Here is a 20,172-nt window from a genome sequence, read left to right on the forward strand (position 1 = left end):
CGTGAAATCGCCTCTCGTGACTGAGGCTATGGATGTGACTCACGGCGCTGAGGAGGCTTTGGTCCCTGATCATCAGCCTTAAGTCCCACGCCCAACGCGGAGGTGTCGGGTGCTGAGGACCCTTCGGCATTGGCCGCGATCTGTCGAAGGGTGGCCCGCAGGACGTGGCCGACGAACGGCCGGATCAGGCGCCAGTAGCGCAGAAACCGGCGACGGGAGTCGGGATCTGTTGTCACCGTGCGACATTCGTAAGTGAGCAGCGTCGCAGAGGTGCCGTAGGGCAGCACGGAGAAGTTCGCGGCGATCTTTCCCCAACCAGGTTCGTTGAAACCACGGAAGTCAGCGACCGGCACATCGAGCCACTCGATGGTGGGCTTCCAGAATCTGCCGATGGCGCCGAAGGCGATCTCGCGGTTCGAGCGTTCGCCGAGGAACGTCCAGCCCGGCAGTCCCATGTCCGTGGCGATGATGATCTTGGGCGCGGTCGGCACAGCGTGGCCCGTGAGTCGGGCCGGCAGCCCTCGTATCCACATCGACGCGTCCAGCAGCGGCGAGTGAACGGTGAGTAGGTCGAGTTCGCGTGCCGCGGCGAATGTTGCAGCCGGACCGGCCGCTACCACCATGTGCTCGGCAATCACGGCGTCGTAGGCGGGCATCGCCGAGTCGATGAGAAGTGGCCCGTAATCAGAGGTGGTCATGAGGTCCATGGTCGACGGGCAGGCCGGACAGACCTAGGGTCCATGGTCCCCGCCCAGCAGGCAACGTGACGTTGGTGCCGAAAACGCACGTGGAGCCGGACAGCCACGAAGGGACCATCGTCACTCGCGGGGGGACCTTCGTCGGTAGTGGCCGGCCTCGGCGATCAATAGCGTCGACAGCGGTAACGATCCCACGATGAGAGGTTCCACATGGTTCAGGCAGTTGAGTCGCAGCAAGCGACATCCCATTCGATCGACTTGCTCGACGATGTTCGCGATGCGGCCAAGGTCGGCCAGCACGCTGCGGCCGAGGCCTTGCGGGCATTCCGTCAAACGGTCGACGAGGCGGTACCGCAGGCCGTCGAACCGCTACGCACGAAGATCGTTGATGCCGCGGTCGAACTGGCTGACAAGCTCGTCGCCGCCCAGTTTCAACTCAACCGCGACCTGATCCACAGCGCCGAACGGGCCCTGACCAAGTCCGACGGCGACAAGAAGTAGATCGCTCGCAAGCCCGCCGCTCCGCGCCGTGGCCACTATCGTGAATGGTGGACGCTGCGCCGGCAGTCGGGACAGCGGATTGGCGCCGATATCAGCGGCACCGCTGTTTCTTTGGTGTAGCCAAGCTGACGGCTGACGTAGCGCGGCGGGTCCGCCCCGGGACATCGGTCGATGGCCGAGAGGAGTTTCAGATGGCGATCGCGTCAATCGGATCCGCACGGGCGAACGCTGCTAGATGAACGCAGATATCGACACCGTCCTGCGGCGCTACCGCTACGACGGAACGCGGCTGATCGATATCCTGTGGGATGTCCAGCACTTGTACGGCTACATCCCCGCCGAGCATCTGCCGCAGATGGCGGTTGCGTTGAATCGGACTCCGTTGGACATCGTGGAGACGGCTTCCTTCTATCACTTCTTCCACAGCACGCCGGCCGGACGCCACCGGATTTACTTGAGCAACACCGTGATTGCCAAGATGAACGGATTTCAAGCGGTCTACGATGCGCTCGAGCGCCAGACCGGGGCGCGCTTCGGGGAGACCGACGCGGATGGGATATTCGGTCTGTTCGAAACGCCGTGTATCGGGCTCAGCGATCAGGAACCGGCGATGATGGTCGACAGCGTGGTGTTCACCCGACTGACGCCCGACACCGTCGCAGACATCATCGCGCAGTTGAAAACGGGTAAAGCCGCCGCCGATATCGCCAACCCTGAGGGGCTGCCCGACGATGGCATCGCCTACGTCGAGGCTCTGGTGGAGTCCAATGTCCACACGCGGGGCCCCGTGTTCTTCCGCGGCGAGCCGGATTACCAAACGTTGCTCAAGAACTGCCTCGCCGGTACGCCCGAGCAGGCCATCGGCGTTGTCACCGAGTCCGGGCTGCGGGGCTACGGCGGTGCAGGGTTTCGAACGGGATTGAAGTGGCAGTTGTGCAGGGACGCGCCTGGCGACGAGAAGTACATCATCTGCAACGCAGATGAGGGGGAACCGGGCACGTTCAAAGACCGCGCGCTCCTGACCCGATCGCCGAAAGACGTCTTCATGGGGATGGTCATCGCGGCCTACGCGATCGGCAGTTCTCGCGGAATCGTCTATCTCCGTGCTGAATACGTCTATCTGAGGCGCTATTTGGAAGGCCAGCTTCAGCAACTTCGGGACGACGGGTTACTCGGACACAGCGTCGGCGGGCGATCGGGATTCGACTTCGACATCCGCATCCAGATGGGTGCCGGTTCCTACGTCTGTGGTGAAGAGTCTGCGCTGATCGAGTCCTGCGAAGGCAATCGGGGCACCCCCCGGCTGAAACCGCCCTTCCCCGTTCGAGAGGGCTACCTCGGCAAACCGACCAGCGTCAACAACGTCGAGACCTTGGCTGCCGCAACCCGCGTCATGGAAGAAGGCGCCGAATGGTTCCGCCGCATGGGTACCCCCGACTCCGCGGGCGCCCGCCTGTTGAGCGTCGCCGGGGACTGCAATCGTCCGGGAGTGTATGAGGTCGAGTGGGGCATCACCCTCGATGAGGTGCTGACCATGGTCGGTGCGGCCGACGCCCGCGCGGTCCAGATCAGCGGGCCATCGGGGGAGTGCGTGTCGGTAGCGGCTGACGGCCGACGCCGCATTGCGTACGAGGACATCCCGTGCAACGGGGCGGTCACCATCTTCAATTCGACCCGTGACCTGCTGGACTGCGTCAAGGACTACTCCAAGTTCTTCGCCGACGAATCCTGCGGCATCTGTGTGCCCTGCCGGGCGGGCACCGTGGATCTGCACGACAAGGTCGAACTCGTCATCGCAGGAGACGCGGTACCAAAGGATCTCGACGAGGTGGCCCGGTGGGGTGCCCTGGTGCAGGCGACCAGTCGGTGCGGCCTCGGGGCGACTGCGGCCAATCCCATCCTGACCACACTCGAGAAGTTCCCCGAGATCTATCGGCAAAGGTTGCGCACCAAGGAACACACCCTGCTGGCATCGTTCGACCTCGATGCCGCGCTGGCCGGGCACGAGAAGGCACGGATCGAACTGCAGTCGGGTGAGACGACATGACCATCCGAATCGAGATCGATGGAGTATCGGTGTCGACCGAGGAGGGCGCAACCCTGGTCGATGTCGCCGCCGACGCCGGTGTGTACATCCCGACACTGTGCTATCTCAGAGACAAGCCGTGCCTTGGGACATGCCGGGTGTGCTCGGTGAAGGTGAACGGCGCTGTGGTCACGGCGTGTACGGTCGCCGTCTCGGACGGGATGACGGTCGAGGTCGACGAACCGGAAACAGCCGATATGCGAAAAGCTCTGGTAGAACTGCTGTTCACCGAAGGCAACCACAACTGTCCCAGTTGTGAGAAGAGCGGGCGCTGCACGCTGCAGGCGGTCGGTTACGAGCTGGACATGCTGGTGTCACGCTTCCCGTACCGGTTCCCGGTCCGAGAGCGCGAACACGCGGCCGAACGGATCTGGCTGGAGCGCGACCGTTGCATCTTCTGCCAGCGCTGCGTCGAATTCGTCCGCGACGAAGCAACCGGCCAGAAGATCTTCAGCATCAGCCACCGCGGCGCCGAGTCCCGGATCGAAGTCGATGCCGACCGTGCCAACGCGATGCCGGCCGAGCAGGTCCGCTATGCCGTCGAGATTTGTCCCGTCGGCGCCATCCTCGAGAAACGGGTCGGATTCGACGTCCCGATCGGCCGACGCAAGTACGAAGTGAAATCCGTCCGCGATCGGGCACTCGACCAGGCAGACGGATCGGACGCGCCGTGACGGACGAGACCAGATCGGACGAACTCCCCTCGGCGCCAGCAGATCCGGCGTTATCGGCGGCTCGCGAGGGCAAGATCAACGTGGCAATGATCGGCTTGTGCGGCTGCTGGGGATGCACGTTGTCCTTTCTGGACATGGATGAGCGGATCGTTCCACTCTTGACGAAGGTCACCATCCACCGGTCCTCGCTCACTGATATCAAGAGAATCACCGAGCGTTGCGCAATCGGCTTCATCGAAGGTGGTGTCGCGAATGAGGAGAACATCGAAACGCTGCGACATTTCCGGAACAACTGCGACATCCTGATCTCCGTCGGAGCCTGCGCCGTCTGGGGCGGCGTCCCGGCGATGCGTAATGTCTTCGAGCTGAAGGATTGCTTGGCTGAGGCGTATGTCAACTCGCCGACCGCCGTTCCCGGTGCCGAACCCGTCATCCCCTGCCACCCGGACATCCCCCGAATCACCACCAAGGTCCACCCCTGCCACGAAGTGGTCAAGATGGACTACTTCATCCCCGGCTGTCCACCGGATGCCGATGCCATCTTCACCGTGCTCGAGGATCTGATACATGGTCGTCCAGTTGCGCTGCCCCGCTCGCTCAATCACTACGACTGACTCGGAGGCTTCGCGTGAGCAGAAAGCTCGTCATCGACCCCGTTACCCGCATCGAGGGCCACGGCAAGGTAACCGTGAACCTCGACGACGACGGCAACGTCGTCGACGCCAGGCTGCATGTCGTCGAGTTCCGCGGATTCGAAAAGTTCGTTCAGGGCCACCCGTTCTGGGAGGCGCCGATGCTGATGCAGCGCATCTGCGGAATCTGCTTCGTCAGTCACCACCTGTCTGGCGCCAAAGTGCTCGACGACATGATCGGCGCCGGCGTGAACTCAGAAGTCGCAATAACACGGACAGCGGAGAAGATCCGTCGGCTCGGCCATTACGCGCAGATGCTGCAGTCTCATGCGACCGCATACTTCTACTTAGTGGTCCCCGAGATGATGTTCGGGATGGATGCCGCGCCCGAGCAGCGCAATCTTCTCGGCCTCATCGAGGCCGACCCGGCGCTGATGCGAAGAGTGATCATGCTGCGCAAGTGGGGCCAGGAGGTCATCAAGACCGTCTTCGGCAGAAGGATGCACGGCATCAACTCGGTGCCCGGAGGCGTCGACAAGAACTTGAGCCGCGCCGAATGCGACCGTCTGCTCAACGGTGAGGAGGGACTCCCGTCGGTCGACGAGATCATCGACTACGCACAGGACGGGCTTCGCCTGTTCTACGACTTCCATGAAAAGAACCGAAGCGCGGTGGACGGGTTCGCCACCGTTCCCGCGCTCAACATGTCCCTGGTCGACGCCGACGGCAACGTGGACTACTACCACGGGGCCCTGCGCATCGTCGACGAGAACAAGCGCATCGTCAGTGAATTCGATTATCACGACTACCTCGATCACTTTTCGGAAGCCGTCGAAGAGTGGAGCTACATGAAGTTCCCCTTCCTCAAGGAGCTCGGCAGGGAGAAGGGCTCGGTCCGGGTGGGCCCGCTCGCGCGGATGAACGTGACCAAGACGCTGTCGACTCCGCGCGCTCAGGACGCGCTGGAGCGGTTCCACGCCTACACCGGCGGCGCACCCAACAACATGACGCTGCACACCAACTGGGCGAGGACCATCGAGGTGCTCCACGCCGCGGAACTGATCGAACAATTGCTGCGCGACCCCGATCTGCAGAACGAGGACCTCATCGTCACGCCCGCGGCGGGCGCTTGGGTCGGCGAGGGTGTCGGTGTCGTCGAAGCGCCTCGCGGCACGTTGCTTCATCACTACCGCGCCGGTCCGGACGGGGACATCACCTTCGCCAATCTCATTGTGGCCACGACACACAACAATCAGGTTCTAAACCGTACGGTGCGCTCGGTGGCCGAGGACTACCTGGTGGGTCGCGCCGAGATCACCGAAGGGATGATGAACGCGATCGAAGTCGGAATCCGTGCCTTCGATCCCTGCCTGAGTTGTGCGACGCACGCCTTCGGCCAGATGCCGCTGATCGTGACTGTCCGCGATCCGGCGGGATTAGTGATCAACGAACGTGTCCGCTCGGCATCAGGTTCATGAGACTCGACGATTTCGACAACGACTCCTGTCTGATCTATGGTATTGGCAACGTAGGTCGCCAGGATGACGGCTTGGGCTGGGCGTTCGTCGATTGGCTTCAGGCGCAGGGTCTTTGCTCGAGCGCGGAGATGCAGCGGGGCTATCAGCTTCTGCTGGAGGACGCCGAACTGATCAGCAACAAGAAACGGGTGTTGTTCGTCGATGCCACCAAAGAGGCTTCGGTGGAATCATTCACCTTGGGTCGCCCAATGCCCCGCATGGACTTCAGCTTCACGTCGCACGCCATCTCGATCCCCGCCATCATGGCGACCTGCCAGCAGTGTTTTCAGCGCCTGCCGGAGGTGTACGTCCTCGCGATCAGGGGATACGAGTTCGAACTCGCAATGGGGTTGACTCCCGCGGCGCAGCGCAACTTGGACGGTGCGAAAGCCCATCTTCGTGGGGAGCATCGGTTGTGACCGGTCACCAGGGCCCGGAGTCGGCACCGTTGGCCCGCCGCAGCGCGCTGACGTAGTCCCCGCGTTCACGCGCGACTTCGTCGGCACCGACGGGGACGGCCAGCAGGCCGCGGAAGTCGTCCACCGCGGTGTATTCCTTGCGCCCCATCCAGCGGGACAACCCGTCGAGCATCACGGCGGCGTAGTCGGGACCGTGCCGCAGCAGTGCTGACGCGGTCATCACCACATCCGCGCCGGCCAAGAGGTACTTGATCAGCTCCTCCGAACCCTCGACGCCGGTGGTCGCGGCCAGCGAAGCATCGATCCGGCCGTGCAGCAGGGCAATCCACGTCAAGGGTAGGAGAGTCTCCGACGCTCGTGACAACGAGATCCCGGGCGCCACCGCCAGGGTTTCGGGATCGATGTCGGGCTGCAGGAATCGGTTGAACAGCACCAACCCGTCCGCGCCGGCGAGGTCCAGGCGCCGGGCCATGTCGGCGGTCGCGCTGAAGTACGGGCTGAGTTTCACCGCCACCGGCACGGTCACCACGTCCTTGACCCGTGCCAGGATGTCGAGGTGACGCTGTTCGACTTCAGTGCCGGAGATGTGCGCATCGCCAGGCAGGGTGTAGATGTTCAATTCGATGGCGGCCGCGCCACATTCTTGCATCGACCGGGCGTAGGCGGCCCAACTGCCGGCGGTGCTTCCGTTGATGCTGCCGATCACGGGAATCGAGACGGCTGCCGCTGAGCGTTCGAGCAGGCTCAGATATGGACGTTCGCCGTGGTCCGCTCCTGCGGCTTCCGGGAAGTAAGACAGCGATTCGGCGAAGCTCTCCGTGCCTGCGACGGTGAGGCGCGTATTCTCGTCGGCCTGGCGGCGTAGTTGCTCCTCGAACAATGAATAGAGCACCACCGCACCGACTCCCGCGTCGGCAAGGCGCCTGACGCCGTCGACGGTGTTCGACAGCGGAGACGCCGACGCGACCAGGGGGTTACGCAAGTCCAGGCCCAGGTAGCGGGTCGTCAGTTCCATCAGGGCTCCCTTCGGGCGTCGGGGTGGAAGTGTTCAGGACCCGGTTCGTCGGGCTGGGAAGCCATCTCCTCGTAGACATTCCAGCGCTGTGCGTTCGCCTGCTCGGCCATACCGAGCAACCGTTCGTACTCGACCGGATCGGCGTTCGCGAGTGAGCGGTATCGCAATTCCCGCTTGCGGTAATCGTCGAGTGAAATTCGCGGACGGTGGGAGTCGAGCAAAAAAGGGTTCCTTCCTGCGCCATGCAGCACCGGGTCATAGCGCAGCAACGGCCAATGCCCGCTGGCGACCGCGCGGTACTGCTGGTCCATCCCGAGACGCATGTCGATGCCATGCGCGATGCACTGGCTGTAGGCGATGACCAGCGACGGTCCGTCGTACGCCTCCGCCTCACGGAAGGCCTGCAGCGTGTGCTGCGGGTCGGCGCCCATGGCGACCTTGGCGACGTAGACGTGTCCGTAGGCGATCGCCTGCAGCGCAAGGTCTTTCGTCGGCACCGTCTTGCCCGCGGAAGCAAACTTGGCAACCGCACCGAGTGGCGTCGCTTTGGACATCTGGCCGCCGGTGTTCGAGTAGACCTCGGTGTCGAGAACCAACACGTTGACGTTGTGCCCGGTCGCCAACACGTGGTCGAGCCCGCCGGAACCGATGTCGTACGCCCACCCGTCGCCGCCCACGATCCACACGCTGCGCCGGACGAGCTGGTCCACCACGCTGAGCAGGTCAGCGGTGACAGCCGGATCAAGGCCCCCGAGGCGGTGTTTCAGCTCGGTCACCCGCTCTCGTTGCGCAGCCAACTCCGACTCCCGCAGCTGGGGCGCCGCCAGGATGTCGTCGACGAGATCGGCGCCGAGCGGGTCGCGCAGTTCGGCCAGCCGTCGCCGGGCCAGCTGGACATGTGCGTCGCTGGCCAAGCGCAGTCCGAGCCCGAACTCAGCGTTGTCCTCGAACAGTGAGTTCGACCAGGCTGGGCCCCGCCCGTCGGCGTCGGTGGTCCAGGGAGTGGTGGGCAGGCTGCCGCCGTAGATGGACGAGCAGCCGGTCGCGTTGGCGACCATGAGCCGGTCTCCGAACAGCTGGGAGAGCAGTTTGAGGTACGGAGTCTCGCCGCAACCCGCGCATGCACCTGAGAACTCGAAAAGCGGCTCGAGGAATTGCGTTCCACGCACGGTGCCGAAGTCCACCCGCGAGCGGTCGTTGGTCGGCAGCGATTCGAAGAAATCGATGTTCTTGCGCTCGGCGGCCACCCGCGGCTCGGCGGGACCGAGGTTGATCGCCTTGGTGACGGCGGGGCCGGGAATGACGACCGGGCAGGCCTCGACGCACAAGCCGCAGCCCGTACAGTCCTCGACGTACACCTGCAGCGAGAACCGGGCGTTGGGCAGGCCGACGGCGTCCAGCGGCGCGGAGTCGAACTCCTCCGGCGCCCCGGTCAGTTGTGACTTGTCATAGAACTTGGACCGGATCACACTGTGCGGGCACACGAACGCGCAGTTGCCGCACTGGATGCAGCTGTCTGGATCCCACACCGCCACCAGGTCGGAGATATTGCGCTTCTCGTAGGCCGTCGTGCCGCTCGGGTAGGTGCCGTCCACCGGAAGTGCGCTGACCGGCAGTAGATTTCCGCGTCCGGCCATCATCTCCGCGGTAACGGTGCGGACGAACTCCGGCGCCGACTCGGGCACCAACGGTGCCGGTATGCGGGTGGAGGTGACGAAGGCGGGTATCTCGATCCGCTGCAACCCGGCCACGGCGCCGTCCATCGCCGCCAGCTCCTTGGCCACCACGTCGGCGCCGCGGTTACCGTACGTCTTCTCAACCGATTCCTTGATCCTCGCGATGGCCCGCTCGCGCGGCAGCACCTCCGAGATCGCGAAGAAACAGGTTTGCAGCACGATGTTGATGCGGCCGGCCAGCCCGGCCTCGCGCGCGATCCGGTCGGCGTCGACGGTGTAGAGCGTGATCCGCTTGTCCAGGATCTGTTCCTGTAATCGCCGCGGCAGCGCGTCCCAGACCTTGGTAGCACGCAGCCTGCAGTTGAGCAGCAGCGTCGCGCCGGGGGCGGCCCGACCCAGCACATCGACCTTGTCGAGGAACCGGAATTGATGGCAGCCGACGAAATTGGCCGCGGTCACCAGGTAGGGGGCCCGGATGGGATGCGGCCCGAAGCGCAGGTGCGATTCGGTCTGCGATCCCGACTTCTTGGAGTCGTAGACGAAGTAGGCCTGCGCGTGCAGATCATCTTCGGCTCCGAGGATCTTGATGGTGTTCTTGTTCGCGCTGACGGTACCGTCCGAACCCAGCCCGAAGAAGATCGCGCCGACGGTATCCGGCGACTCGATATCGAACGACGGGTCGTAATCGATGCTGGACCCGGAGACGTCGTCGTCGATGCCGATGGTGAACCGCCGCCGCGGCTGCTCGCGGGCGAGTTCGGCGAACACGCCGGCAACCATGGCGGGGGTGAACTCCTTGGAGGACAGGCCGTAACGTCCCCCCGTCACCCGTGGCATCACCGGTCGTTCGCCGTCGGCGCATTCCTCCGCGAGCGCCGCGACGACGTCCAGATACAAGGGCTCGCCGATCGAGCCGGGCTCCTTGGTGCGGTCCAGCACCCCAATAGTGCGCACCGACGTCGGCAATGTGTCTAGGAGTGCTCGCGTGGGGAACGGCCGGTACAACCGCACCTGTACCACGCCGACCCGTTCGCCGCGTTCGACGAGTGCACCCACGGTCTGCTTGACTGTCTCGGCACCCGAACCCATCAGCACCAGAACGCGTTCCGCCTCGGGGTGGCCCTCGTAGTCGACGATGTGCATCGTCCGGCCGGTGCGCTCGCCGAGGCGGGCCATCAGGCTCTCGACCACATCCGGGACCCGCGCGTAGAACGGGTTTACCGTTTCGCGGGCCTGGAAGTAGACGTCCGGGTTCTGGGCGGTTCCGCGGATGAAGGGCCGGTCGGGGGTCAGCGCCCGTCCGCGATGCGCGTGCACCAGTTCTTCGGGTACCAACGCCCGCAGATCGTCGTCGGTCAGCGTCTCAATGGTGTTGATCTCGTGGGAGGTTCGGAATCCGTCGAAGAAGTGGACGAAGGGTATCCGTGTCGTCAGCGTCGCCGCCTGCGCGACGAGTGCCAGGTCGTGAGCTTCCTGAACTGATGCCGAACCTAGCAACGCGAATCCCGTCTGGCGCACCGCCATCACGTCGGAATGGTCGCCGAAGATCGACAAGCCCTGGGCTGCAATGGATCGCGCGGCCACATTGATGACGGCCGAGGTCAGTTCGCCGGCGATTTTGTACATGTTCGGAATCATCAGCAGCAGGCCTTGTGACGAGGTGAATGTCGTCGTCAACGCACCGCTCTGCAGCGACCCGTGCAGGGCGCCCGCCGCACCGCCCTCGCTTTGCATTTCGACCACGGTGGGGACGTTCCCCCACACGTTGGCTCGCTGTGCGCTGGACCATTCGTCGGCGAATTCGGCCATCGGTGACGACGGTGTGATCGGGTAGATGCAGCACACTTCGTTGAGCCGGTAGGCGACCGAGACGGTTGCCTCGTTGCCGTCCACCGTTGCGCGGGTCATGTTGGCTCCGGGAACATCTCGATGGCGTGTACGGGGCACTGATCGAAGCAGATGCCACACCCCGTGCACTTGTCGTAGTCGAACTCATAGCGGTGTCCGACTCCGAGTTTGATCACCGCGTCTTCGGGGCAGGCGCCCAGGCAGCCGTCGCATTCGAAGCAGTTCCCGCACGACAGACATCGCCCCGCCTCGTAGACCGCCTCGTCGGGGGACAGCCCGCCGACGACTTCGTCGAAATTCTCGATGCGCACAAGCGGTTCGAGTTCGGGCTGCTGACGTTGAGCGGTGTCCCCGAAGTACCACAGGTTCAGCGTGTCGAAGGTGGCGGTCGGGTGTTTCGGGGGTCTTTCGACCTGCGTCCCCCGCAGCCAGGCGTCGATGTGATGGGCCGCCTTCTTGCCGTGACCGACACCGACAGTGACGGTGCGCTCACTGGGCACCATGTCGCCACCGGCGAACACGCCGGGACAACCGGTCATCAATGACGGCGAGACACGCACGCTGCCGTCGGTCTCGAACTCCACGCCGGGAAGGGTCCGCATAAAGGCCGATTCCGTTTCCTGGCCGATCGCCATGATCAGCGTGTCGGCGGACAGTGTCTCGAAACGCCCGGTCGGCCGCGGGTGGCCCGAATCGTCGAGTTCCATGACCTCAACCTGCAATTCGGGGCCGTCGAATGCCGTTATCGTCCGCAGCCAGTTGATCCGGATGCCCTCGCGTTCGGCATCCTCGGCTTCCTCGGGGTGGGCGGGCATCTGGTCGCGGGTGCGTCGGTAGACGATCACCGCGTCCTCGGCACCGAGGCGCCGGGCCACGCGGGCTGCGTCCATCGCGGTGTTGCCGCCGCCGTAGACCGCGACATGCCGTCCGATGGCCGGCTTCTGGCCTGAGGCGACGGTGCGTAGGAATGACACCGCATCGACCATCGTGCCTGCATCGCGGGCCGGGATGTCGACTCGTTTGGCCAGATGTGCGCCGATGGCTACGAACACCGCATCGAAGCCGCCCTCGTCTCGCTCGGCCGCGAGGTCATCGACCCGATGGTTACAGGTCAGCCGCACGCCCATCTCCGCGACCCGGTTCAGTTCGTCGTCCAGCACGTCCCGGGGGAGTCGGTAGCTCGGGATGCCGTACCGCATCATCCCGCCGGGCGCGGCACCTGCATCGCGGATCTCGACTTCGTGGCCCATGCGCGCCAATTGGTAGGCGGCGGACAGACCGCTCGGCCCCGCGCCGATGACCAGGACCCGCTTACCGGTTCGGGTGGGCGGTGGTTCGAACATCCAGCCCCGCTCCCAGGCCAGGTCGCCGAGGAATCGTTCCACCGAATGGATCGACACCGAGGTGTCGAGATAGGCACGGTTGCAGACGGTTTCACACGGGTGGTAGCACACCCGACCGTGGATTGCGGCGAACGGGTTGTCGGTGACGAGTTGACGCCACGCGGCTTCGTGCCGACCGGCAGTGGCATGCGCCAGCCAGGCCTGGATGTTCTCGCCGGCCGGGCAACCGGCATTGCACGGCGGCATCAGATCGAGGTAGACGGGCCGGTGTTCGCGCACGGGACCTGCCCGGGCATGCCCCTGGCTGAGGTCAGGGAGCGGGGTTAAGTCTCTGAAATCAGCCATCAGCCGGGGAATCGGACGGTGGTGCCGGGCATCAGCTCGACGACCTTGCCGTGGCACTCCACTTCGACCCCGGCGGCGTTGCGCGGATCAACGCTGATGATCACGCCCTTCCCGCTGACCCGCAGGTGCAGGTGCAGGCCGCGGTAGAGGATCGGTATCGCCAGCACGCCGAGGCTTTCCGGCCAGTGTGGCGAGAGGATGATGCGGTTGGACCGGGTTTCCAGCCCGGTGAAACACCGCTGCATCAGGTCGACGGTTCCAGCCATGGCCGCCAGATGAATGCCTTCGGATGTGGTGCCGCCCTGGATGTCGGAGACGTCGGCCTTCAACGCCTGGGTGAAGAACTCCATGGCCCGGTCGCGGTTGGCTCTGGCCAGCACCCAAGTGTGCACGACACCACTGAGCGTCGATCCGTGCGAGGTGCGGGCCAGGTAGTAGTCCACCATCTTCGGTACCTGTTCCGGGGTGAAGCGATAACCGAGCCGGGTGAGCAGCTCACGCAGCTCGTCCGCCGACAGCAGGTACAGCAACATCAGCGCGTCGGCTTGTTTGGACGCTTTATAGCGGTTCACGTCGTCGTGCTCGGCCTCCAGGATGCGGTCCAGCCGTTGGATGTTGCCGTATTGGCTGCGCAGGCGGTCCCAATCCAGATCCGCCAAGTCGCCATAGCCCTCGAATTGGCTGATCACACCGTCGTGAAACGGGACGAACATCCGTCGGCTGACGTCGTTCCAGTGCGCGAGCTCGGCACTGCTGAGGCCTAGGGTCTCCATCAGATCCAGGCGGTTCGGCAGCGGCAGCAGGTTCAGTGCGTCGATGGCGCGCATGATGACCCAGACCGCCATGACGTTGGTGTACGCGTTGTTGTCGATGCCGTCGTAGGGAGCGTCGGGATAGCCGGAATGGAACTCGTCGGGGCCGATGACGCCCTTGATGCTGAAGCGTGCGCGCTCGTCGTCGTAGGTGGCCAAGCTGACGAAGAACCGCGCGATCTCGGTCAGCAGTTCGGCACCGTAGTCGATCAGGTAGGCGAGGTCACCGGTGACCTGATAGAACTTCCACGCGTTGTAGGCGACCGCGATACCGATGTGGTGCGCGCGAGCGCTGGCATCCGGGTTCCAGTGGCCGCTGCGTGGATTCAGGTGCAGCCGTTGACTTTCCTCGCGACCGTCGCTGCCGGACTGCCAGGGAAACATCGCCCCGGTATGGCCTGCCGCGCGGGCGGCGTTCCTGGCTTCCGGCAAGCGCCGGTAGCGGTAGCCGAGCAGGGACCGGGTGACCGTCGGAATTCGCAGGTTGAGTACCGGGAAGATGAACAACTCGTCCCAGAAGATGTGGCCGCGATACGCCTCACCATGCAGTCCGCGGGCCGGCACCCCGGCGTCGAGGTCGGCGGTGTTCGGTGAGACCGTCTGCAGCAGGTGCAGCAGATGCAACCGCAGAATCCGCACTTCGTCGGTGAAGTCGTCGAACTCGATGGACAACCGCTCCCACAGATGCGTCCAGGCGGTTCGATGCCCGTCGAGCAGTTCGGCGAACCCGGCGAGCCTGCCGACCCAACGCTGCGCGTCGACGCCGGGTTCGGAGGTAGCCACGTCCCGGCCTGTGTAGACGGTCACGACCTTCTCGATCGTCACCGACTCTCCGGCCGACAGCTGAACAGCGATGTCGTGACCGATCTCGGCGTCGAGATTGAACAGCTGAAATGTCGCGGGGACGGGTTCACCGTCGCGCAGCGCGGCGTTACGCGCGGCCATGGCGACGGGGATGTGGGACTGGTTGGTCTGGACGGTCAGCAGGACTGAGTTGTTCGAGATTTCGCGGGTGACCGGCGACCCGAGATGCTCGCTGGCCAGGTCCCGATAACGCTCGACGAGGGAGTTCGTCACATTGCCGTCCACCGTCGACCGGAATTCGATTGTCCCCGACCAGTCCTCGGCGAAGATCCTCGTCTCGAGGGCGCCGACGTGGGGCAGGTGCATCGCCACGAACCGTCGTTGCCTCAGGGAGCTCGTCCGGCCTGCGTCGTCGCGGAAGCGTACCTCCCGATGCAGCACCGCCCCGCGAAGATCCAGCCTCTGCCGGTACGACAGCACGGTGACCGCATCGATGTCGAACCAACTGCCGCCGTCGATGCGGAAGGTCAACGACAGCCAGTTGGGAAGATTGACCAGGCTCTCGTTGTCGATCTCGGTTCCCGCCACGTTGTCGACGAGCCGGTTGAACACCCCGGCCGCGTAGGTGCCCGGGTAGTGCACCTGCCCGGCCTTCGACTCGGGCGCTGCTCCCCGGGTGGCGAAGTAGCCGTTTCCCAACGTGCACAACGCCTCACGGAGCTTTTCGTTCGTCGGGTCGTAGCCGTCGAAGACGTAATCCCACGCCTCACCTGAGACCTGGTGCTTGTAGGCCAGCCACTGCGACCCGCGCTGCATGAACTCGCGCACCTGATCCGGACTCTGCAGGGTGAAGTGGGCAGCCGTCTTGCGGTCGCCGTCCTCATCGTGTCCGACGACGATCCCGATGCCGTCGAACTTGACCGCGTCGAAGGCGTCCTCGTCGGTCAGGTCATCGCCGATGTAGATCGGCAGCAGCGAGCCGGCGGCGTCGATCTGGTCGCGGATCCACGCCAAGGTGGTGCCCTTGTCCCAGTCGAGGTCGGGCCGCAACTCCACGAGCATCCGCCCACCGGTCACCCGCAGGCCCGCCTTTGCCCCGACTTGATGTGCGGCAGAGACGATCTCACCGACTCGATCCTGCTCCACCTCCCGGTAGTGCACCGCGACGGCAAAACGCTTGTGCTCGACGCGTACTCCCGGAATCTTTTCCAGGTTCTGGCTCAGTTCCGCGGCGGCGCGCTCGAGGAGAGGGACGAACTCGGCAGCAGCCTCGTTGCAATGGTAGGCGCCGTCGGGCGACGTCAACTCGAAGCCGTGGCTGCCTGCGTACCAGACGCCGGGAACGCCTACCCGGCTGCGGACGTCCGCGAGGTCGCGACCGCTCAGGATGGCCACGGGACACACCTTGGCGACGAGCTCCAAGGCCTCGGCGGCGCCGTCGACGAGCCTGGCCGCAGCGGGATCCGAGACGATGGGGGACAGCGTGCCGTCGTAGTCCAGGAACAGCATCGACTCGCGTGCGCTGGTGATGCCGATCAACTGACCGTAGGACGCCAGCGCATTCGGGAGTTCGGAGATCCGCTTGTCGCCGGTTCGTACGGCGACGTCGTCGAGGTCGGCGAGCACGACGTCGGCGCCGCGGCGGGACAATTCGTCGGCGCGTCCGGTGCCGTGGATACCGATGACGAGCCCGAAGCCCCCGTCGCGTCCTGCGGCCACGCCTTCGGCGGAACTCTCGACGACGACACACCGCTGAGGTCGCACACCGAGTCGACGCGCAGACTCCAAAAGAACCGTGGGATCGGGGTTCTCCGCCGTCCCGCGTTCGCCTGCGACGCCGTCGACGCAGACCTGGAACAGATCGTCGATCCCGGCGGCCTTCAGGGCCTGCTGGCATTGCGGGCTCGACGAATAGGCCGCCGCGGCCATGCCGATGCCCTGCAATTTGCGCGCCAGGTCCACCGTCGCCCCGTAGAGCGGCGAGTCGGTGGTCAGCGCACCGTCGAGGTCGAAGAGCACCGCGTCGTGACGACGCGGGTCGATGGTGATCGGCAGCTTCATGGCGCGGGGACCAGCTGCCGTTCCAACTCCAGGACCTGGCGGGTGGTCTTCACCACGGTGTCGGGATTAAGGCTCATCGAGTCGATGCCGATCCGGACCAGGAAATCGGCCATGTCCGGATAGTCTGACGGGGCCTGTCCGCACAGCCCGGAGTGAATCCCGTTGCGGCGGCAACCATCGACGGCCAACCGGATCATCTCCTTGACGCCCTCGTCGCGTTCGTCGTAGTCGAAGGCGACGATCTCGCTGTCCCGGTCGACGCCGAGCGTCAACTGGGTCAGGTCGTTGGAGCCGATGGAGAAGCCGTCGAAGCGCTTGGCGAATTCGTCGATCAGGATCACGTTGTTCGGGATCTCGCACATCGCGTACACCTTGAGCCCGTTCTCGCCTCGCCGCAGGCCCAGTTCCGCCATCGTCTGCAGGACCAGGTCGGCCTCGGCGATGCGACGGACAAACGGGAGCATGAGGATGACATTGGTCAAGCCCATGTCATCGCGAACCCGTTGCATTGCACGGCATTCCAGCGCGAAGCCCTCGGCGTAGGCCGGATGCGCATAGCGGGAGGCGCCGCGGAATCCGATCATCGGGTTACTTTCGGACGGCTCGAAGCTCTGCCCGCCGATCAGGCTGGCGTACTCGTTGGACTTGAAGTCCGACATCCGCACCACGACGGGCTTGGGCCAGAAGGCGGCGGCGATGGTGCCGATTCCCTCGGAGAGCCGCTCGACGAAGAACGCACTGCCATTGGTGTAACCCTGAGTGAGTTGATCGATGGTCTGGCGTGCGTCCGGGTCGTCCACCTTCTCCGGGTGCAGTAGGGCGAGCGGGTGCACCCGGATGTACTCGCTGATGATGAATTCCATGCGGGCCAGTCCCACGCCGTCGTTCGGTAGGAACGACGTTTTGAACGCGAGGTCGGGGTTGCCGAGGTTGAGCATGATCTGCGTCCGGGGCCGCGCCAGGTCGCCGACTTCGGTGTGGTCCACGTGGAAACCCACAGCGCCCTCGTATACCCGGCCGGTATCGCCCTCCGCGCAGGACACCGTCACCACCTGGCCGTCGGGTACGGAGGTGGTCGCGTCACCGGTGCCCACCACAGCGGGGATGCCGAGTTCGCGGGCGATGATCGATGCGTGGCAGGTGCGGCCGCCGCGGTTGGTGACGATCGCCGCGGCGGTCTTCATGACCGGCTCCCAATCGGGTGTGGTGGTGTCGGCAATCAGCACCTCGCCGGGCTTGAACGCCGCTAGCTGCGTTAGGTTCTCGACCCTTCTTGCCGCACCCGAGGCGATCCTTTCACCCACCGAGCGGCCCTCGGTGATGATCTCGCCCTTGCCCTCGAGCACATAGGTTTCCAGTGCGGTCACGCTGTGCTGGGAGGCCACCGTCTCAGGTCGGGCCTGGACGATGTAGAGCTTTCCGTCGAGACCGTCCTTGGCCCACTCGATGTCCATCGGCCTGCCGTAGTGCGCCTCGATCGAGCAGGCATAGCCGGCCAGCTCCAACACGTCGGTATCGGTGAGGCAGAACCGGGTGCGGTCGGCCTTCGGGGTCGGGATGTTCCTCGTGGTGTTCTTGGTCTCGCCATCGACGAGGATCATCTTCACGGCCTTATCGCCGCGCAGGCGCCGGAGGACGGTGCGGCAGCCGGCGAGATACGTCGGCTTGTGAACGTAGAACTCGTCCGGGTCGACGGCGCCCTGAACCACGTTCTCGCCGAGGCCGTAGGCGCCGGTGATGAAGACGGTGTCGCGGAAGCCCGATTCGGTGTCCAGCGAGAACATCACACCGGATGACGCGATGTCGGAGCGCACCATCTTCATCACGCCGATCGACAGCGAAACCTTGAAATGGTCAAAGCCCTGGTCGATTCGGTAGTGAATCGCCCGGTCGGTGAACAGGCTGGCGAAGCACCGTCGGCAGGTGTCAAGGAGACTTTGTTCGCCCTTGATGTTGAGATACGAATCCTGCTGTCCAGCGAAGCTGGCGGTCGGCAGGTCCTCGGCAGTCGCCGAACTGCGCACCGCAAGGCTGACCTCTTCGCCGTATTCCCGCTGCAGAGCGCGGTATCCGTCAAGAATCGCGGCGGCCAGATCGTCGGGTAGTCCGGCGCCGTAGACGATCTCGCGGGCGCGCTTGGCTTTACGCGCCAGCGCGGCGACGTCGGCAGGGTCGATGTCGTCTAGTTCGGCGTGCAGGCGGCCCCACGCCCCGGCCTCGTCCAGCATGTGGCGATAGGCGGCAGCGGTGATGGCGAATCCGTGCGGAACGCGCACGCCCTGCGCGGAGAGCTTCTGGAACATCTCGCCGAGTGAGGCGTTCTTACCGCCAACGAGCGGCACATCATCGATGGCCATGTCTTCGAAGAAGCGAACGTATTCAGGTGTACCCATGACGTGTCCTCTCGTCGCACGGCACCACTGCCGCCCACGTGCCCAACCTCCCACTTCGGTAGGTGGGTACACAGGGCCGAAGGTCACTCGAATGGGTGACGCTACGACGTCACGCGACCCCCAAAGGTCCGACCGCCGATCAGCGGTCTGGATCGAGTCCGATTGTCACAGAGCGCGTTGCGACCGGTATCGCGTGATCCACGAACCGGTGACCTCGTGCTCTATTGCGCGGCGGCGGGTGTCGTCAGACTCGGCACGGCGCCTGATGCGGCACCGGGACGACTGATGCAAAAGGGAGACTCAATCATGGCAATCAGGGTTGGCGTCAACGGCTTCGGCCGAGTGGGCCGGAACTTCTTCCGTGCGGTCGACGTGCAAAGGGCCGTCGGCAGCACCGACATCGAGATCGTGGCGGTCAACGACCTCACCGACATCACGACGCTGGCGCATCTCCTCAAGTACGACTCCGTCCTGGGACGGCTACCGCACGAGGTGTCGGCGGATGGCGATGACCTGCTAGTGGGAAGTCGACGGATCAAGGTTTGGTCGGTCGCCGACGGGCCTGCGGCAGTGCCGTGGGGAGACCTTGGTGTCGACGTCGTCATCGAGTCGACCGGCCGGTACACCGCCGCCGAGCAGGCCAGGGGTCACCTCCACGGAGGTGCGAAGAAGGTGGTGGTGTCCGCCACCTCGAAGGGTGCCGACCTCACGGTCGTGATGGGCGTCAACCACCGCGACTACGACGGTACCCAGACCGTGGTGTCGAACGCGTCCTGCACCACCAATTGCCTGGCGCCGATGGCGAAGGTGCTCGACGAGGTGTTCGGCATCGAACGCGGACTGATGACCACCATTCACGCCTACACCCCGGATCAGAACCTGCAGGACGCCCCGCACCGGGACCTGCGCCGCGCCAGGGCCGCGGCTCTCAACGTGGTGCCGACGTCCACTGGTGCCGCTCGGGCGATCAGCGTGGTGCTGCCGCAACTCGAGGGCCGCCTCGACGGTTACGCACTTCGTGTGCCGGTGCCCACCGGCTCGGCGACCGACCTCACCGTAACGGTCCGCGAACCGGCGACGGTTGAAACCGTCAACGCCGCCTTCGCGGCCGCGGCCGCAGGCGAACTCGGGCGCTACCTCACCTACACCGATGACCCCATCGTCTCCTCCGACATCGTGACCGACCCGTCGTCGTGCATCTTCGACTCCGGGCTCACGAAGGTCAGCGGTGACCTGGTGAAGATTGTCGGCTGGTATGACAACGAGTGGGGCTACTCGAACCGCCTCGTCGATCTGACCGACCTGGTCGCCTCAACTCTCTGAGGATCTTTGAGGACCGCGAGTCGGA

Annotated in this window: 13 protein-coding genes; 7 read left to right on the forward strand and 6 right to left on the reverse strand. The window is 64.7% G+C overall.

From position 1 onward, the window contains the following. Positions 1-26: 26 nt before the first annotated feature. Positions 27-698, reverse strand: coding sequence for a hypothetical protein (locus BST47_RS17870; protein ID WP_133056225.1), 672 nt, complete (start codon positions 696-698; stop codon positions 27-29). A gap of 210 nt (positions 699-908) precedes the next feature. On the opposite strand from BST47_RS17870, the gene BST47_RS17875 reads away from it, so the two are divergent. The 6 genes from BST47_RS17875 to BST47_RS17900 all read left to right on the forward strand — a co-directional run bounded on the left by BST47_RS17875 (position 909) and on the right by BST47_RS17900 (position 6,527). Beyond that, the gene (locus BST47_RS17875) at positions 909-1,199 is read left to right on the forward strand and encodes a hypothetical protein (protein ID WP_083126902.1); all 291 of its coding nucleotides are present in this window, start codon (positions 909-911) and stop codon (positions 1,197-1,199) included. Positions 1,200-1,434: 235 nt separating this feature from the next. Next, entirely contained in the window at positions 1,435-3,246 is a 1,812-nt protein-coding gene (locus tag BST47_RS17880; protein WP_083126904.1) for an NAD(P)H-dependent oxidoreductase subunit E, read from the forward strand. Then, a complete protein-coding gene (locus BST47_RS17885) occupies positions 3,243-3,959 on the forward strand; it encodes a 2Fe-2S iron-sulfur cluster-binding protein (protein WP_083126905.1) in 717 nt (238 codons plus the stop codon). The genes BST47_RS17880 and BST47_RS17885 overlap by 4 nt, the downstream gene beginning before the upstream one ends. Then, complete coding sequence (locus tag BST47_RS17890) at positions 3,956-4,573, forward strand: NADH-quinone oxidoreductase subunit B family protein (protein WP_083126907.1); 618 nt, start codon at positions 3,956-3,958, stop codon at positions 4,571-4,573. The genes BST47_RS17885 and BST47_RS17890 overlap by 4 nt, the downstream gene beginning before the upstream one ends. Before the next feature lie 14 nt (positions 4,574-4,587). Further along, positions 4,588-6,069, forward strand: coding sequence for a Ni/Fe hydrogenase subunit alpha (locus BST47_RS17895; protein WP_083126908.1), 1,482 nt, complete (start codon positions 4,588-4,590; stop codon positions 6,067-6,069). After that, entirely contained in the window at positions 6,066-6,527 is a 462-nt protein-coding gene (locus tag BST47_RS17900; protein ID WP_083126910.1) for a hydrogenase maturation protease, read from the forward strand. The genes BST47_RS17895 and BST47_RS17900 overlap by 4 nt, the downstream gene beginning before the upstream one ends. Positions 6,528-6,531: 4 nt before the next feature. On the opposite strand, the gene BST47_RS17905 is transcribed toward BST47_RS17900, so the two are convergent. From BST47_RS17905 to ppsA, 5 genes are read right to left on the reverse strand one after another with little or no spacing between them, the layout of a single operon-like run. After that, positions 6,532-7,542, reverse strand: coding sequence for a dihydroorotate dehydrogenase-like protein (locus BST47_RS17905; protein ID WP_083126912.1), 1,011 nt, complete (start codon positions 7,540-7,542; stop codon positions 6,532-6,534). Next, a complete protein-coding gene (nifJ, locus tag BST47_RS17910) occupies positions 7,542-11,126 on the reverse strand; it encodes a pyruvate:ferredoxin (flavodoxin) oxidoreductase (protein WP_083126913.1) in 3,585 nt (1,194 codons plus the stop codon). Before nifJ ends, BST47_RS17905 begins: the two co-directional genes overlap by 1 nt. Beyond that, on the reverse strand, positions 11,123-12,754 hold the full coding sequence (locus BST47_RS17915) for an NAD(P)-binding protein (protein ID WP_083126915.1): 1,632 nt from the start codon (positions 12,752-12,754) through the stop codon (positions 11,123-11,125). The genes nifJ and BST47_RS17915 overlap by 4 nt, the downstream gene beginning before the upstream one ends. After that, on the reverse strand, positions 12,754-16,431 hold the full coding sequence (gene otsB, locus BST47_RS17920) for a trehalose-phosphatase (RefSeq protein WP_083126917.1): 3,678 nt from the start codon (positions 16,429-16,431) through the stop codon (positions 12,754-12,756). Before otsB ends, BST47_RS17915 begins: the two co-directional genes overlap by 1 nt. Next, a complete protein-coding gene (ppsA, locus tag BST47_RS17925; protein ID WP_083126918.1) occupies positions 16,428-18,824 on the reverse strand; it encodes a phosphoenolpyruvate synthase in 2,397 nt (798 codons plus the stop codon). Before ppsA ends, otsB begins: the two co-directional genes overlap by 4 nt. 306 nt (positions 18,825-19,130) lie before the next feature. Here ppsA and gap point away from each other — a divergent pair, with 306 nt between their 5' ends. Then, a complete protein-coding gene (gap, locus tag BST47_RS17930) occupies positions 19,131-20,147 on the forward strand; it encodes a type I glyceraldehyde-3-phosphate dehydrogenase (RefSeq protein WP_083127090.1) in 1,017 nt (338 codons plus the stop codon). Positions 20,148-20,172: the final 25 nt, after the last annotated feature.

This window comes from Mycolicibacterium tusciae, from assembly GCF_002086795.1.
GTDB classification, from domain to species: Bacteria; Actinomycetota; Actinomycetes; order Mycobacteriales; family Mycobacteriaceae; genus Mycobacterium; species Mycobacterium tusciae.

Coding starts and splice junctions, on each gene's coding strand:
- otsB (WP_083126917.1), bottom strand. CDS start 16,431: ATGAAGCTGCCGATCACCATCGACCCGCGTCGTCACGACGCGGTGCTC.
- gap (WP_083127090.1), top strand. CDS start 19,131: ATGGCAATCAGGGTTGGCGTCAACGGCTTCGGCCGAGTGGGCCGGAAC.
- BST47_RS17885 (WP_083126905.1), top strand. CDS start 3,243: ATGACCATCCGAATCGAGATCGATGGAGTATCGGTGTCGACCGAGGAG.
- BST47_RS17880 (WP_083126904.1), top strand. CDS start 1,435: ATGAACGCAGATATCGACACCGTCCTGCGGCGCTACCGCTACGACGGA.
- BST47_RS17900 (WP_083126910.1), top strand. CDS start 6,066: ATGAGACTCGACGATTTCGACAACGACTCCTGTCTGATCTATGGTATT.
- ppsA (WP_083126918.1), bottom strand. CDS start 18,824: ATGGGTACACCTGAATACGTTCGCTTCTTCGAAGACATGGCCATCGAT.
- BST47_RS17875 (WP_083126902.1), top strand. CDS start 909: ATGGTTCAGGCAGTTGAGTCGCAGCAAGCGACATCCCATTCGATCGAC.
- nifJ (WP_083126913.1), bottom strand. CDS start 11,126: ATGACCCGCGCAACGGTGGACGGCAACGAGGCAACCGTCTCGGTCGCC.
- BST47_RS17870 (WP_133056225.1), bottom strand. CDS start 698: ATGACCACCTCTGATTACGGGCCACTTCTCATCGACTCGGCGATGCCC.
- BST47_RS17915 (WP_083126915.1), bottom strand. CDS start 12,754: ATGGCTGATTTCAGAGACTTAACCCCGCTCCCTGACCTCAGCCAGGGG.
- BST47_RS17905 (WP_083126912.1), bottom strand. CDS start 7,542: ATGGAACTGACGACCCGCTACCTGGGCCTGGACTTGCGTAACCCCCTG.